12 protein-coding genes are annotated in these 14891 nt (G+C 69.8%); 3 read left to right on the top strand and 9 right to left on the bottom strand.

Translation table 11 applies throughout. The features are described 5' to 3' along the window. Positions 1–3 precede the first annotated feature (3 nt). The 3 genes from AC3IPM_RS11030 to AC3IPM_RS11020 are packed head-to-tail and all read right to left on the bottom strand — an operon-like array spanning position 4 to position 1756. Positions 4–246 carry a hypothetical protein gene (locus AC3IPM_RS11030; protein ID WP_489299893.1) on the bottom strand — a complete coding sequence of 81 codons (243 nt, stop codon included), beginning with the start codon at positions 244–246 and terminating at the stop codon, positions 4–6. Beyond that, the gene (locus AC3IPM_RS11025) at positions 243–980 is read right to left on the bottom strand and encodes a glutamine amidotransferase (RefSeq protein ID WP_489299892.1); all 738 of its coding nucleotides are present in this window, start codon (positions 978–980) and stop codon (positions 243–245) included. Before AC3IPM_RS11025 ends, AC3IPM_RS11030 begins: the two co-directional genes overlap by 4 nt. Then, entirely contained in the window at positions 977–1756 is a 780-nt protein-coding gene (locus tag AC3IPM_RS11020; RefSeq protein WP_489299891.1) for a YggS family pyridoxal phosphate-dependent enzyme, read from the bottom strand. Before AC3IPM_RS11020 ends, AC3IPM_RS11025 begins: the two co-directional genes overlap by 4 nt. An 88-nt stretch (positions 1757–1844) precedes the next feature. Between AC3IPM_RS11020 and ptsJ the strand changes: the two genes are divergently transcribed. Further along, positions 1845–3167, top strand: a complete 1323-nt coding sequence (gene ptsJ / locus AC3IPM_RS11015) for a MocR-like B6 salvage transcription factor PtsJ (RefSeq protein WP_489299890.1) — start codon at positions 1845–1847, stop codon at positions 3165–3167. Here the strand turns inward: ptsJ and AC3IPM_RS11010 are convergent. From AC3IPM_RS11010 to AC3IPM_RS10990, 5 genes are all read right to left on the bottom strand, one after another. Beyond that, complete coding sequence (locus AC3IPM_RS11010) at positions 3134–3640, bottom strand: hypothetical protein (protein ID WP_489299889.1); 507 nt, start codon at positions 3638–3640, stop codon at positions 3134–3136. The genes ptsJ and AC3IPM_RS11010 overlap by 34 nt on opposite strands. A 117-nt stretch (positions 3641–3757) precedes the next feature. Further along, positions 3758–6841, bottom strand: a complete 3084-nt coding sequence (locus AC3IPM_RS11005; protein ID WP_489299888.1) for an error-prone DNA polymerase — start codon at positions 6839–6841, stop codon at positions 3758–3760. A 10-nt stretch (positions 6842–6851) separates the two neighbouring features. Next, on the bottom strand, positions 6852–8267 hold the full coding sequence (locus tag AC3IPM_RS11000; protein ID WP_489299887.1) for a Y-family DNA polymerase: 1416 nt from the start codon (positions 8265–8267) through the stop codon (positions 6852–6854). 9 nt (positions 8268–8276) lie between these two features. Continuing rightward, entirely contained in the window at positions 8277–8894 is a 618-nt protein-coding gene (imuA, locus tag AC3IPM_RS10995; protein WP_489299886.1) for a translesion DNA synthesis-associated protein ImuA, read from the bottom strand. Positions 8895–9109: 215 nt separating this feature from the next. Further along, complete coding sequence (locus AC3IPM_RS10990; RefSeq protein WP_489299885.1) at positions 9110–10297, bottom strand: MFS transporter; 1188 nt, start codon at positions 10295–10297, stop codon at positions 9110–9112. Between the two features lie 81 nt (positions 10298–10378). Here AC3IPM_RS10990 and AC3IPM_RS10985 point away from each other — a divergent pair, with 81 nt between their 5' ends. Further along, a complete protein-coding gene (locus tag AC3IPM_RS10985) occupies positions 10379–10816 on the top strand; it encodes a winged helix-turn-helix transcriptional regulator (protein ID WP_489304108.1) in 438 nt (145 codons plus the stop codon). 269 nt (positions 10817–11085) lie between these two features. Then, a complete protein-coding gene (locus AC3IPM_RS10980; RefSeq protein ID WP_489299884.1) occupies positions 11086–13932 on the top strand; it encodes a beta-glucosidase in 2847 nt (948 codons plus the stop codon). Positions 13933–13975: 43 nt separating this feature from the next. Here AC3IPM_RS10980 and AC3IPM_RS10975 read toward each other — a convergent pair whose 3' ends face one another. Continuing rightward, complete coding sequence (locus AC3IPM_RS10975; protein WP_489299883.1) at positions 13976–14872, bottom strand: LysR family transcriptional regulator; 897 nt, start codon at positions 14870–14872, stop codon at positions 13976–13978. Between the last annotated feature and the right edge of the window lie 19 nt (positions 14873–14891).

Below are 14891 nucleotides of genomic sequence, written 5' to 3'. Positions count from 1 at the left end.
GCTTCAGGTGGGGTGGTGCGTGATGTCCTGGTAGACCGCCTCGCTGCTGAGTACACGCAGGCCCTGCGGACCGCTGCTCAACAAGCGCTGCTCGCCAACGGCCTGCTGCCACTGCAGCTGGAAACCTTCGGCGGCAGGCAATGTCGCCGCGATCGTCTGCAGATGCTGGCGCGCCTGCGGGCCGTCGCTGTCGAAGCGACCAAGCAGAACGTCGTTGCGATGCACGATCAGGCGATAGCCGCTCATGCCGGCACCGCTGCGGTGGCCGGCAGCGTAACCGGCAAGGCATCCAGCCAGGCGCCGAACATGTCACCGGCGGCGGCGGCCAGGGGCGCGGCGTAGCGGGCCGCCTGTTCGCGCAGGATGCGTGGATCAATCCCGGCGTGCTGCAACTCCCCGGCGTGGCCGATCAGCCAGGTCTCGATGCGACGAGCATCCACCTCAGGATGGCATTGCAGGCCCAGCACGTGGTCGCCCAGCGCGAAGGCCTGCTGCGCGCAGGCGGCGGTGGCGGCCAGCCGCTGTGCGCCCGGGGGCAGGCTGAAGGCTTCGCCGTGCCAGTGCAGGACCGGGATGCCCGCCAGCGCACGCAGTGGCGAGGCCATGCCGGCGTCGGTGAGCGACAGGGGGGCGAATCCGATCTCCTTGGCGCCCATCGGCGCTACCGTGGCGCCCAGGGCCTGGGCGATCAACTGCGCGCCCAAGCAGATGCCCAAGGTGGGCTGCTGTGCCTGCAGGCGGTGCTGCAGCAGCACCTGCAATTCGCGCAGGTGCGGATAGGTGGCGCTGTCATTGGCGCTGATCGGGCCGCCGAGCACGATCAGCAGGTCGGACTGTTGGGCGCTGTCGAGCGCATCGACGCCGGCCTGCAGCGTGGACAGCTGCCAGCCACGCGGCGCGAGCAGTGCGGCCAGCGTCCCGGTGTCTTCGAAGGCGACCTGTTGGATCGCCACGGCGCGGCGCTGCAGGGGTGCGGTCATGGGGATGCCTCCGGTGCAGGCGTGGGCCAGTAGACGCTGTCTGGAGTGGTGCGTGCGCCGAAGATGGCCTGGCCGACGCGGACCACCGTGGCGCCTTCTTCGATGGCGATTTCAAAATCGCCGGACATGCCCATCGAGAGTTCTTCAAGGCTGACGCCGTCAGGCAGGGTCGGGCGCAGCCGCTCGCGCAACTCGCGCAGGCGCACGAAGCAGGGCCGCACCTGTTCCGGATCGGAGGAGAACAGCGCCAGCGTCATCAACCCGCGCACGCGCAACTGCGGGAAGGCGGGCAGCTGCTGGACGAAGTCGGCCACTTCGATCGGGTCCAGCCCGTATTTGCTGGCCTCGCCGCTGGTGTTGACCTGCACGAACACGTCCAGCGTGCGCTGCTCCAGCGCCAGCCGTCGGTCCAGCGCCTGGGCCACGCGCAGGCTGTCCAGCGCCTGGAATTCGCTGGCGAAGCGGGCCACCTCACGCGCCTTGTTGGTCTGCAGGTGGCCGATCACCGACCAGCGCACCGCCAGGTCGGCCATGGCCTCGGCCTTGTGCTGGGCTTCCTGCACCTTGTTCTCGCCCAGTTCGGTGCAGCCGGCCTGCCAGGCCAGGCGCAGCCGGGCTTCTTCGACCGTTTTGCTGACCGGCAGCAGGCGCACGCTGGCCGGATCGCGGCCGGCGCGTGCACAGGCGGCGGCGATACGCTGGCGGACGACGTCCAGGTTGTGGCGGATCTCGTCGACGGTGGTGGCCTGTGGCCAGTCGGGGCGGGCGATGGGCATGGGGAGCTCCGGAAGCGGGGATGGCTGCAGGGCGGCGTCGCTCGTGCAACACTGTCCCGGGACGATTCGTATATTGGCATAGGACAAAATGAAAATCACCGGCCAGACCGCCAGTGCGGTGTTCGAGAGCATCCGTGCGCAGATCCTCAGCGGGGCGCTGGCCGCAGGCCAACTGCTGCCGCCGGTGCGCGATCTGGCGCTGCAGCTGGCGATCAACCGCAATACCGTGGCGGCCGCCTACAAGCGGCTGGATGCAGCCGGCCTGGCCCAGACCCAGGGCCGGCGTGGCACCGTGGTGACCGCGCCGCCGGCGCTGGGGGTACAGGAGGGCAGTGCGGCCGGATCGGCCCTGCACGATCTGTCCAGTGGCAACCCGGACCCGCGCTGTCTGCCCGACCTGCGCGCGCTGCTGCCACCGCGGCCGCCGCGCCTGTATGGCACGCCGACCCTGGACCCGCTGCTGGAGCGGCTGGCGCGCGCGCAGCTGGACCCCGATTGCCCGCCCGGCTATGCGCTGGAACTCAGCCATGGCGCGGTGGATGCGATCGAACGGGTGCTGGCCGGCTGGCTGCTGCCGGGCGACCGGATCGCGGTGGAGAATCCGTGCTTCCTGGGCAGCCTCAACACGCTGCGTGCTGCCGGGCACGCCACGTTGGCGGTGGCCATCGATGAGGAAGGCATGCTGCCGGCTTCGCTGATGCAGGCGCTGCAGGCCGGTGCGCGTGCGGTGCTGCTCACCCCGCGTGCACACAACCCGACCGGCGCCGGGTTGAGCCGGCGTCGGGCGCGCGAGCTGCGCCAGGTGCTGGAGCAGCATCCGCAGGTGCTGGTGCTGGTGGACGATCATTTCGCATTGTTGTCGCAGCAGCCGTATTACTCGGTGATCCCCGCGGGCACCCTGCGCTGGGCACTGCTGCGTTCGTTGTCCAAGGCACTGGGCCCGGACCTGCGCCTGGCGGTGCTGGGCTGCGATGCCGATACCGCCGCGCGCCTGCGCCTGCGCATGGCCCCGGGCACCGGCTGGGTCAGCCACCTGCTGCAGGATGCCGCAGCGGCGGCGCTGGGATCGGCGCGCGTGCTGGCACGGGTGGCCAAGGCCGGGCGCGACTACGCGCAACGCTGTCAGCAGTTGCAGCAGGCATTGCACGAACAGGGCATCGCCACGCCGGCGCGGATGGAGGGGTTGAACCTGTGGTTGCCGTTGGCGCAGGACAGCCAGCCGCTGGTGCTGGCGATGGCGCAGCGCGGTTGGCAGCTGCGCGCTGGCGAGGTATTCGCGGTGCAGCCGGGCGTGCACGGGCTGCGCATCACCACGGCGGTGCTGGGGCTTGCCGAGGCGCGGCGTTTCGCGCTGGACCTGCGCCAGGCGCTGGCGACTCAGGGCGCGCTGGGGGCACTCGGGCGGACGTAGTGCGACTGGCCGTTGTCGCCGAGGAAGATCAGTTCCGGCTTGCCCTGCCAGGAGGTCAGCATCGCACCGGTGCTGTTCTGGTGCTTGATCACCAAGGTGGCGCCACGGTCGGGATTGGCGGTGACCTTGAACACTTCGGTGGTGCCGCTGGCATCGTCCAGGGTGAGCATGGCCTCGTCGCCGACATCGGCGGTGCCGTAGCCGCCGCGTTCGGAGCCATCGGCACCGAGCAGGATCATGCCCGACAGCGGCGAGGCGCGCGGGCCCTGCGAAACGCCCTTGCTGAGCGGGTCGGGCACCGGCGCGCCGAGGATCACCCGGGCCTGGCCACTGCTGTCCTGGATGACCAGGCCCCGCGCGGTGATCACCCGGTCATCGGCCAGACTGTGCTGCAGGCGTAGCGCGGTCCAGCCGGACACGACCAGGGCGAGGCTGGAAACGATCAGCGTGGTGACGGTGAGGGCGCGTGACAAGGGAGGCTCCATATCCTTGGAAGCTCGCGACAATACCGAAGCCGCGTTTGCGGCACCAGTCGGGAAACTCTGTATTTGCGTCTGGCGTGAAGTCGGTCACGTCGCTGATGCTTCGCGTCAGTGGAAGTCGCGGCTGTGCGTGCGCACGCCCTCGATCAGCGTATCGATGTTGTGCATCTGCCGCACGATCAGGTGCTGCACGCCATCCACCCGCTCCAGCCGCCCGTCGATCTGCATCAACTGCGCTTCCACCAGCACCCGGTGTTGGCGATCGGCGATCCTGCGCCAGACCACCGCGTTGACCATGCCGCATTCGTCCTCCAGGGTGAGGAAGGTGACTCCGCTGGCGGTCTGCGGACGCTGGCGCATCCGCACCAGCCCGGCGAAGCGCACGGCGCGCCCGTGCGGCAGCGCGGCCAGCTCGTCCGAGCGCTGGCAGCGGCGCTGGCGCAGCTGCGGGCGGATGAAGGACACCATGTGCCGGCCCAGGGTGGTGCCGGTGCTGTTGTAATCGGCCTGCATGTCATCGAACGCCGTGGGCGGCGGCAGCGGCACGCTGGCTTCGACGGTGGCGCGCGCGGTCTCGAACAGCGGCAGCGGCTTCTCCACGCCGGAGACGTCCCAGCGCGCGCGATGGCGGTGCCCGCTCAAGCCTTTCAACGCGCCGGCATCGGCCAGCAGCCCCTGGTGGCGACGGTCCAGCCGTGCGCGCTGGCTGAGGTCGGCGACGCTGTCGAAGGCGGCGCACTGACGTGCCCGCACCAGCGCAGTGGCCACGTCCTCGCTGAACCCCTCGATCAGGCGCAGGCCGAGCCGGATCCCGAACGGGCGCCCGGCGGCGGGCGGTACCAGGGTGCAGTCCCACGCGCTGTGGCGCACATCCACCGGCAGCACCGGCACGCCGTGGCGGCGCGCGTCCTGCAGGATCTGGTCGGGGGTGTAGAAGCCCAGTGGCTGGCTGTTGATCAGGCTGGCGGCGAAGGCCGAAGGGTGGTGGCATTTGAGCCAGCAGCTCACATAGGTGATCAGCGCGAAGCTGGCCGCGTGGCTTTCCGGGAAGCCGTAGCTGCCGAAGCCCTTGATCTGTTCGAACAGCTGCTCGCCATAGTCGCGGCTGTAGCCATTGGCGGCCATGCCGGCCAGCAGACGATCGCGGTGCGGTTCCAGCCCGCCATGGCGCTTCCACGCGGCCATCGAGCGGCGCAGCGCATCGGCCTGGCCGGGCGTGAAGCCGGCGGCGGCGACCGCCAGCTGCATCACCTGCTCCTGGAACAGCGGCACGCCCAGGGTGCGTTCGAATACCTGCTTCAACTGCGGCGGGTATTCCACCGGCTCCTCGCCTTTGCGCCGGCGCAGGTAGGGGTGGACCATGTCGCCCTGGATCGGGCCGGGCCGCACGATCGCCACTTCGATCACCAGATCGTAGAAATTGCGCGGCTGCATGCGCGGCAGCATCGCCATCTGCGCGCGCGATTCGATCTGGAACACGCCCAGGGTATCGGCGCGGCAGATCATGTCGTAGGTGGGGCCATCGTCGGGTGGGATATCGGCCATGCCCATCGCCGGCTCGCCGTGGGCGTGCAGCAGGGCCAGGCATTTGCGCACCGCGGTAAGCATGCCCAGCGCCAGGCAGTCGACCTTCATCAGTCCGGTGGCATCCAGATCGTCCTTGTCCCACTGGATCACGGTGCGGTCGGCCATGGCCGCGTTCTCCACCGGCACCAGGGTGGACAGCGGGTATTCGGAGATGACGAAACCGCCGGGGTGCTGGGACAGGTGGCGGGGGAAGTCGACGAGCTCACGGGTCAGGGCCACCACGCGCCGCATCAGCGGCGTGTCCGGGTCGAAGCCGCGCTCACGCAGGGCGTCGGGCAGCGGTTCGTGGCTGCTCCAGCGGTCCAGGCAGGCGGCCAGTTCGTTGACCTGGTCCGGCGGCAGGCCCAGCACGCGTGCCACGTCGCGCACCGCGCTGCGGCCGCGGTAGCTGATCGCCACGGCCGTGAGCGCGGCGCGTTCGCGGCCGTAACGGTTGAACACGTACTGCAGCACTTCCTCGCGGCGCTCATGCTCGAAATCGATGTCGATGTCCGGCGGCTCGTCGCGCTCGGCGGAGATGAAACGCTCGAACAGCAGTTCCATGTGGCTGGGGTCGATCTCGGTCACGCCCAGCACGTAGCAGACCGAAGAGTTGGCCGCCGAACCGCGGCCCTGGCACAGGATGTCCTGGCTGCGGGCGAAGCGCACGATGTCGTGCACGGTCAGGAAGTAGGACTCGTACTGCTTGTGGTGGATCAGCTGCAGTTCGTGTTCGATCTGCGCGCGCTGCTTGGCGCTGGCGCCTTTCTTCCAGCGCCATTGCATGCCTTCCTCGACCAGCGTGCGCAGCCAGCTGGCCGGATCATGCCCGGCCGGGATCAGCTCGCGCGGGTAGGTGTACCGCAGCTGGTCCAGGTCGAAATGGCAGCGCCCGGCGATGTGCAGGGTTGCGTCCAGCAGGGCAGGCGGGTACAGCGTGGCCAGCGCCTGGCGGGTGCGCAGATGGCGCTCGCCGTTGGGGTGCAGGCGCCACCCGGCTTCGGCGATGGTGCAGTGGTGGCGGATCGCGCTGAGGGTGTCCTGCAGGGCGCGGCGGCGGCGCACATGCATGTGCACATCACCGCTGGCGACCAGGGGGATGTCGTGTTCGTGGCCGAAGCGCTGCAGTGCGGCCAGGCGCTGGGCATCGTCGGCCTCGCGATGCAGCTCCACCGCCAACCACAGCCGCTGCGCGAAACGGGCCTGCAGCCAGGCCGCATCGGCCGGTGTGGGGCTGCGGTCCAGCCACAGGCACAGCAGGCTGTCGGGCAGGGCGTCGAAATCCTCGCGCAGGCAGCGGTATTCGCCCTTGGGCGCGCGTCGGCGGCAGCGGGTGATCAACTGGCACAGCCCCGCGTAGGCGGCCAGGTCGGTGCACAGCAGCACCAGTTTCGGGCCGTCCTCGATCTGGAATTCGGCACCGGTGATCAAGGCAAGTCCCTGCGTGCGCGCGGCCTGCCAGGCACGCACGATGCCGGCCAGCGAGCATTCGTCGGTGATGGCCAGGGCGCGGTAGCCCTGGCCCTTGGCGCGCGCGAACAGCTCTTCGGCGATCGAGGCACCGCGCTGGAAACTGAAGGCCGACAGGCAGTGCAGTTCGGCGTAGTCGGGCAGGGCGCTGCTCATGCGGCGGTGCTCATGCAAACCAGCCGTGCAGCATCCACGGCCCGCCGCGGCTATCGGCATTGACATAGGCCCAGCCACGTTGGCCGTGTGCGGTCTGGATGACGTAGTAGTCGCGGCGGATATCACCTTCATCCCACCAGCCCGATTCGATCCGTTCGGGTCCGGACAGAATGCGCAGGTGCGCATCGTGCAGCGGTTGCGGGTGTGGCAGCAGCCAGCCCGGGCGCAGCGGCAGCGGCGGCGGTGTGCCCTTGGGGGCGCCACCGGCATCGCCGCTGGCCCGCTCGGGGCGGTGTTCGGCGCGCAGGCCCAGGCCCTGCACGGCGTCATCGCCGAGCCGTGCACGCAGGCGTTCGCGCAGTTGTTCCCAGGGCATCGCCTGCTGTGGGCGCGGGTCGAACAGATCACGTGCGGCCGGTACGAAGGGCGGCAGCTGTTCGGCCTGTAGGCGCAGCCCACGGCTGCCGGCCGGCAGCTGCAGATGATCGACCCGGTTGCGCGCCAGCTCGAACAGCATCGCCGCGTCGCGCTCGGGGGCAAGCAGGCCGATGCTGAGCCGGGTATCGGGATGCTGGTCATGCTCGAACCACAGCTCGAACTGCTGTACGCCGCCATCGCGCGAGAACAGGAACGCGGCCAGGTCGCCGGTCAGGCGCCGCAGCGGGAACAGCAGGGCCTGGGTGGATTCGATTTCGTACTCGAACTCGATGCGCGCATCGAAGCGGTCCGGCGGCTGGAAGTAGCGCAGCGGTGTGCTGGAGCGACCCCGCAGGGCATCCAGATGGGCCAGCACCTGCGGCGGAAAGCGCCGGGCCAGGCTGTCGCGCGGCAACTGGAACGCCGCGCCCAGTGTGCGCAGGCCCGAGCGTGCCAATACCGTGACCGCCTCGACCGGCAGGCCGCTGCGTTCGATCGGCAACTGCGCCAGTGCGGCGTCCAGTTGGCTGGCATCCACCCCCAGCCGTGCATGCACCTGGGTCAGCGCGCAGGCCGCATACGGATTCGGCGCGGCGACCAGGCGGTGGCGGAAACCGAGCTCCTCCAGGCCGCGGCACAGCCGCTGTTCGATCGTGGCCCAGTCACCGAACAGGGCGCGACTGGCCCCGATCTCCAGGGCCAGCGCATGCGGGAAATCCAGGCTGACCTGCGAGCTGATTCCATACAGCCAGCTGGCAAGCAATTGGCGGGTGTGCTGCTCGGCGCGCGGGTCATGTTCGACGCAGACCATCGCGCGGGTGAGTACCTGTGCGGCCGACAAGAGCATGCCGCGGCGCAGCCCGAGCTGCCGCGCCTGCGGGCTGACCGCGTGCAGTACGCGGCGTTGCGCCGGGCCGGTGACCAGCACCAGCGGCACGCGCGGGTCGGGGTGCTGGCGCACCGCGATGTCCAGCGCCAACTGTGGCAACAACAGGCAGGCCCACTGCATGGCGGCGGCTCAATGCGCCCGGGCCAGCGGCAGCAACTGGGCCGGGGCCAGCCCGCCGCGGCACTTGAGCACCCGCACCTGGCCATCGTCCAGCTGCAGGCGCAGCGCGGCCGGGGAGGGGTTGCGTGCCTGGCGGGTGTCACGGAAGGCCAGGCCGAGGCATTGCCCGGTTTCAGCGGCGACCTGCAGCCGGCGCAGGGCGCGGTCATCGGCCTGCTGCGGCCAGCACAGCACGGCCGCGCAGGCGGCCGAACGCAGGCATTGTTCGGCTGCCCACAGCGCATCGCGCGGGCTGGCCCGGACCACCTGCAGCTGGGCCAGCGCCAGCCCGGCACGCGCCCAGGCCGGGGCATGCGGCAGGTATGGCGGAGCGATCAGCACCACGGTCTGCTGTTGCTGGCTGAGCCGGGCCAGGGTCGGCCAGACCAGCGCCAGTTCGCCCTGGCCGGGGACGGACAGCAGCACTTCGGACAGCGCCGCCGGGGGCCAGCCGCCACCGGGCAGGCGGGCGTCCAGCGCCGGGTGCCCGGTGGGATGCCGGGCGCTGGCCGGCACCGCCGGATGCGCCTGCCCGCGCCAGACCCTGCGGGTTTCCAGCAGCTGGTCCAGGGCCAGTACGGCGCCCATCAGGGCACCTCCCGGCGGGGCTGGAACAGGCGGCGAAGGGCGGGCAGGCAGGGCATGGTGGCGAGTATCGGCAGCGCACGTATCAGGAACTGAGACCGATAATCCTACCTGCAATTAGTAAAAATGCTAACGAATTTGACGGCCCGTGTTTGAACCCGGTTGGGGTGCTGAATGCTTCAGCGCGGGCTGGCAGGGCAGCCACGCATGGCGTGGGCCTACCTTGGGGAGTGTGGCCCTGGGGAGCGCGGCATCGCCCACCAGGTGAGCAGGCCCAGCAGTGAGACCAGCGCGCCGGCGCTGCACACGCCGGGCCAACCGTATGCGGCATACAGCACGCTGCCGAGCAGGGCGCCGATGCCGCTGCCGGCGGCATAGAACAGCATGTAGGCGGCAATCACCTGTGCCTGCGCGTGCGCGGTAGCCGCCAGGATCAGGCTCTGGTGGGTGACGTGCAGGGCCTGTACCGCCAGGTCGAGCAGCAGCACGCCCAGCACCAGCCAACCCAGGTGCAGCGGCAGCGCCGCCAGCGGTGCCCAGCTCAGCAGCAGGAGCAGCAACGCGCCCAGCGTGATCCGTTCGGCGTGGCCCTGGTCGCACCAATGGCCGCTGCGTGCGGCGGCCAGCGCACCGAGCAGGCCGACCAGCGCGAACGCGCCGATCGCGGTATGGCTGAGCCGGTAGGGCGCGGCACTCAAAGGCAGCGCCATGCTGCTCCAGAACAGCCCGAACGCGGTGAACATCAGCAGCCCCAGCACGCCACGCCGGCGCAACACCGGGTGCTGGCGCAGCAGGGCGAGCAGCGACAGCGGGGGCGCCGCACACGGCACGGCCAGGCGCGGCAGGCGCAACCACAGGGTCGCGCCAGTCACCACCATCAAGGCCGCCGACAGCACATACACCGCGCGCCAGCCGCCGAGATCGGCGACCCCGCCGGCCACCACGCGGGCCAGCAGCAGGCCGATCACCACGCCAGCCTGTGCGGCACCGACCACGCGGCCGCGTTCGTGCGGGCCGGCTGCGGCCGCTGCATAGGCGATCAAGCCCTGGGTCATCGCCGTGCCGAGCAGGCCGACCGCGAGCATGCCCAACAACAGCGCCACGGCATTGCCGGCCAGCGCCACGCCAAGCAGGGCCAGCACCAGCGCGCCGTTCTGCAAGGCCATCAAGCGGCGGCGCTCGACCCGGTCACCCAGCGGCACCAGCCACAGCAGGGCGGCGACGGAACCCAGCTGGGTGGCGGCGATCACCGCCCCGATCCATGCCGTGCCGATGCGCAGGTCGGCGGCCAGGGCATCCAGCAAGGGTTGCGCGTAATAGACATTGGCCACGCTGAGCCCGGCGGCGCAGGCGAACAGCAGCACCAGCGCGGGGGCGGTACGGGGGAGGGCAGGTGTGGGCGTCACGATGTAGTCTCAAAATAGAACTAGTTGATTCTGGGGCACATGGTTCTAAAATGAAACCATAACGGGAGCACTGTCATGCCGATGGATCCGAACCTGACCTGCCCGGTTGCCCGTGCCCTGGACCGGGTCGGCGATCGCTGGTCGCTGCTGATCGTCCGTGATGCCTTCGACGGGGTGCGCCGCTTCGGCGATTTCCAGCGCAGCCTGGGCATGTCGCGCAGCATGCTGAGCCAGCGTCTGCAGGCGCTGCAGGAGGCCGGGGTGCTGGAACAGCAGCCGGCCGCCGATGGCAGCCGATACCACGACTACGTACTCACCGCGCAGGGCCAGGCGCTGTTTCCGCTGGTGGTGGCGCTGCGTCAATGGGGCGAGGGGTTCCTGTTCGCCGCTGATGAACCGCGCTCGCAGTTGCTGGCCGTGGTCGACGGCCGGCCGCTCGCACCGATGTGGCCGCAGGACGCCGACGGACAGCCGCTGCAGGCCGCGGCAACACAGGTCATCAAGCCCGCCGCCGTGTGATCCGGGGCGGCGGCATACCGCTGCGAATGTGAACGCGGTGTTGACAGGCATGAACGGGGTGGACGACTCTTCACGGATGGGCGTCGTTCGCGGTGCCCACCGGACACAGTGGCTGTCACGACGGGCGGAGGGGCCTGGTCGTAGCCACCGTGTCCGGGTAATTCCCGATACCGGCCGTTGCACGCCGGCATCCGCCATCTTGGCGCTGCACCCTTCTGCGGCACGACTCCCTGGATTTTTTGCGCAAGCAGAAGGTGTTTCGCCCGCCCATGAAAACGATTTCAAAGCCCCTGGCCCTGACGGCCGCCATCGCTCTGTCCCTGTCCGCCTCGGCCTGGGCGGCTTCGCCCGCCAGCACCGAGGGCAGTGATGCCTTCACCGTGCTGCAGCTGGAGCGCGCGCCCGAGCAGGTGGATATCGCCGGTTTCGCCGCACAACTGAAGACCCTGCAGGTGGATGCGCTGACCATCGGCAACGTGGTGCGCCCGGCCGATACGGTCGACAGCAGCCAGGTGCCGGACCCGTTGCAGGCCCTGGCCGACCAGTTGGGCTATCGCTACCGTTTCATCAGTGCCGACAACGCCGCCGCCGAGCGCCACGGCAGCATCGTGCTGTCGCGCCTGCCGGTGGAAGCCGAGACCGGTGACGAAGCCCGCGCGCTGGGTTACCTGCGCTTGAACGACGGCCGCCACGTGGTAGCGCTGTACACCCGCGCCGCCAGCACCGTGACCGACCCGCAGGCCAGTGCCAAGGTCAAGGCGCTGGTTGACGCCTCGCGCCTGGGTGCGCCGGCCCTGTTGCTGGGGGATGTGGATGCCGACACCGCACGTGCGGCCGGTTTCGATGCGCAGGGCAGCTCGGGTGCCTACAGCCAGGGCTTCGAGACGTCCAGCCGTCGCAGCCTCAAGCTGCGCACCGATCCCGAGGGCCCGGCGATCGCCGCGACCCTGCTCACGCTGGGCTACAGCGCCCCGGTCGGCGGCGCGACGCCCTGGATGGACACCGGTTTGAGCGCCGACGCACGCGCCCGCCTGCTGGTGGCGCAGATGACCGACGACGAGAAGTTCCAGATGCTGCACAGCTACTTCGGGCTGGGCAAGGACGGCGGCCCGCTGCCGGAAGGCGCGGTCGGTTCGGCCGGTTTCGTGCCTGGCGTGGCGCGGCTGGGCATTCCCGCGCAGCAGTCCGCCGATGCCGGGCTGGGCGTGACCAACCCGGGCGGCCTGCGCAAGGGCGACCACGCCACCGCACTGCCGTCGGGCCCGTCCACCGCCTCGAGCTGGAACCCGGACATCGCCTTCGCCGGCGGCGCCACCATGGGCCGCGAGGCCTGGCAGCAGCGCTTCAACATCCTGCTGGCCGGCAGCGTCAACCTGCAGCGCGATCCGCGCAACGGCCGCAACTTCGAATATGCCGGTGAAGACCCGCTGCTGGCCGGGCGCCTGGTCGGTGAATCGATCCGTGGCGTGCAGAGCCAGCACGTGATCTCCACCATGAAGCACTTCGCGATGAACGACATGGAGACCTCGCGCAATTTCCACAGCGCCGAGATCGGCGAGCAGGCGATGCGCGAGTCGGACCTGCTGGCCTTCGAAATCGCACTGGAGGCGGGCAAGCCCGGCTCGGTGATGTGCTCCTACAACCGCATCAACGGCACCTACGGCTGCGAGCACGATTACCTGATGAACCAGGTGCTCAAGCAGGAATGGCAGTTCCCCGGTTTCGTGATGTCCGATTGGGGCGGCGTGCACAGCGGTTCCAAGGCGGCGCTGGCCGGGTTGGACCAGCAGTCGGCCGGTGAGGTGTTCGACAAGGCGGTGTTCTTCGATCAGCCGCTGCGCCTGGCCGTGGCCGGCGGCGTGGTGCCGCGTACGCGTCTGGACGACATGGTCGGCCGCATCCTGCGCACGATGTTCGCGCACGGCAACTTCGACCTGCCGCCGCAGCACCTGCCGATCGATGACGACGCCGGCTTCGTGGCCGCGCAGCGCACCGTGGAAGAGGGCAGCGTGCTGCTGCGCAATGCCAACGACCTGCTGCCACTGGGCCAGGACGTGCAGCGCATCGTGATCATCGGTGGGCATGCCGACAAGGGTGTGATCGGTGGCGGTGGTTCCTCGATGGTGGGCTGGACGGCGCGTGGCACCAATGCGGTGCCGGGCGTGCTGCCGACCACCTGGCCGGGCCCGGTGATCTTCCACCCGTCCTCGCCGCTGGAAGCACTGCGTGCCGAACGCCCGGACGCGAAGATCGACTACGTGGACGGTCGCGACGTGGCTGCCGCCGCGCGCGCTGCGGCCGCGGCCGATGTCGCCATCGTGTTCGCCACGCAGTGGTCGGCCGAGTCGGTCGATCTGCCGCACATGCGCCTGCCGGACAACCAGGACGCGCTGATTGCCAGCGTGGCCAAGGCCAACCCGAAGACGGTGGTGGTGCTGGAAACCAACGGCCCGGTCGAGCTGCCGTGGCTGCAGCAGGTACCGTCGGTGCTGCAGGCGTGGTACCCGGGCATCCGCGGCGGCGAAGGCATCGCCGCGCTGCTGACCGGCAAGGTCAACCCGTCCGGTCGCCTGCCGGTGACCTGGCCGGTGGATGCCAGCCAGCTGCCGCGCCCGGAGGTGAACGGCCTGGGCTTCACGCCCAAGCACAAGCCTGATGACACCATCGACTACACCATCGAAGGTGCCAACGTCGGCTACAAGTGGTTTGCCGCCAAGGGCCTGGTGCCGCAGTACGCCTTCGGCCACGGCTTGTCGTACACGCAGTTCAGCTACGACAACCTGTCGGTGATCGCGCAGGGCCAGCGCCTGGTGGCCAGCGTGGACATCCGCAACACCGGCAAGGTCGCCGGTGCCGATGTGGCCCAGCTGTACCTCACGCTGCCCGAGGGCAGCGCGACCCCGATCCGCCTGATCGGTTTCCAGAAGGTGATGCTGCAGCCGGGCGAGTCGCGCCGGATCCGCATCGAGGCCGAGCCGAAGACGCTGGCCAGCTTCGATACGGCCGACAAGCAGTGGAAGATCGCGGCGGGCCGCTATGAAGTGCAGCTGTCACGCTCGGCCAGCGAGCCGCTGCAGCGCGTGCCGGTGATGCTGGACGCGCAGGTGGTGCGCTGAGGTAGCGAGTGCGGGTGCCGACCACGCGGTGGGCACCTGCCGCTCATCCGGGCAGATGCTGGCGCAGGTGCGCCAGCAGCAGCTGGACCCGGCGCGAGGGCTGGGCGGTGTTGGGAAACACCGCATATACGCCCTGGCGCGGGAAGCGATGCCCGCGCAGGATCGGCAGCAGCCGGCCCTGCGCCAGGTCATCGGCAATCAACCACTGCGGCAGCACCGTCGCACCGGCACCGGCCAGGGCGAATGCGCGCAGCGTGGACGCATTGTCGACGGTGATCACCGCATCGGCGGGATTGCTGGCGAAGACCTGGTCGCTGCCATCGGGTGCGATCAGGGGCAGGTCGGCCAGCCGCGGGTAGCCCAGCCGTGGCAAGGTGCGCACCCAGTCGGGATCATCGCGCGCGCTGTCATCGGGAAAGCCCGCCAGCAACGCGGGCGCCGCCACCGCACATAACGCATGCTCATCGAGCAGGGTGGCGCGCAGCTGGGAATCGGCCATCCGGCCCAACCGGATCGCCAGATCGAAACGTTCGGGAATCAGGTCGGCATGGGTCGGTGACGTCGACAGGTGCAGGCGCAGTTGTGGGTGCTCGGCACGAAAGCCCTGCAGCACCGGCACCACCTTGGCACTGGCATATTCGGGCGTGGTAGTTAGGCGCAGCGTGCCGCGCAGTTGCCGTTGTTCACTGCGGGCCTCCTCGATGGCCTGTTCGGCCGTGGCCAGCATCACCACGCAGTGCTGGTGGAAGCGTTCGCCGGCCTCGGTCAGTGCCAGGCTGCGCGTATTGCGTACCAGCAAGGTCACGCCCAGCTCCTGCTCCAGCCGCTTCAGGTTGAAGCTCACCACCGCCTTGCTCTGGCCCAGCCGCTGCGCGGCCGCGGTGAGGCTGCCGGCGTCGACCACGGCCTTGAAGGTCTCGAAGCGGTCCAGGCTGACCATGGTGCACCCCTCATTTGTC

Source organism: Stenotrophomonas sp. GL_111, assembly GCF_057835245.1.
This window is presented reverse-complemented; position numbering and strand designations above follow the sequence as displayed.

Coding starts and splice junctions, on each gene's coding strand:
- AC3IPM_RS10980 (WP_489299884.1), top strand. CDS start 11,086: ATGAAAACGATTTCAAAGCCCCTGGCCCTGACGGCCGCCATCGCTCTG.
- imuA (WP_489299886.1), bottom strand. CDS start 8,894: ATGGGCGCCGTACTGGCCCTGGACCAGCTGCTGGAAACCCGCAGGGTC.
- AC3IPM_RS11000 (WP_489299887.1), bottom strand. CDS start 8,267: ATGCAGTGGGCCTGCCTGTTGTTGCCACAGTTGGCGCTGGACATCGCG.
- ptsJ (WP_489299890.1), top strand. CDS start 1,845: ATGAAAATCACCGGCCAGACCGCCAGTGCGGTGTTCGAGAGCATCCGT.
- AC3IPM_RS11030 (WP_489299893.1), bottom strand. CDS start 246: ATGAGCGGCTATCGCCTGATCGTGCATCGCAACGACGTTCTGCTTGGT.
- AC3IPM_RS11025 (WP_489299892.1), bottom strand. CDS start 980: ATGACCGCACCCCTGCAGCGCCGCGCCGTGGCGATCCAACAGGTCGCC.
- AC3IPM_RS11020 (WP_489299891.1), bottom strand. CDS start 1,756: ATGCCCATCGCCCGCCCCGACTGGCCACAGGCCACCACCGTCGACGAG.
- AC3IPM_RS10975 (WP_489299883.1), bottom strand. CDS start 14,872: ATGGTCAGCCTGGACCGCTTCGAGACCTTCAAGGCCGTGGTCGACGCC.
- AC3IPM_RS11005 (WP_489299888.1), bottom strand. CDS start 6,841: ATGAGCAGCGCCCTGCCCGACTACGCCGAACTGCACTGCCTGTCGGCC.
- AC3IPM_RS10985 (WP_489304108.1), top strand. CDS start 10,379: ATGGATCCGAACCTGACCTGCCCGGTTGCCCGTGCCCTGGACCGGGTC.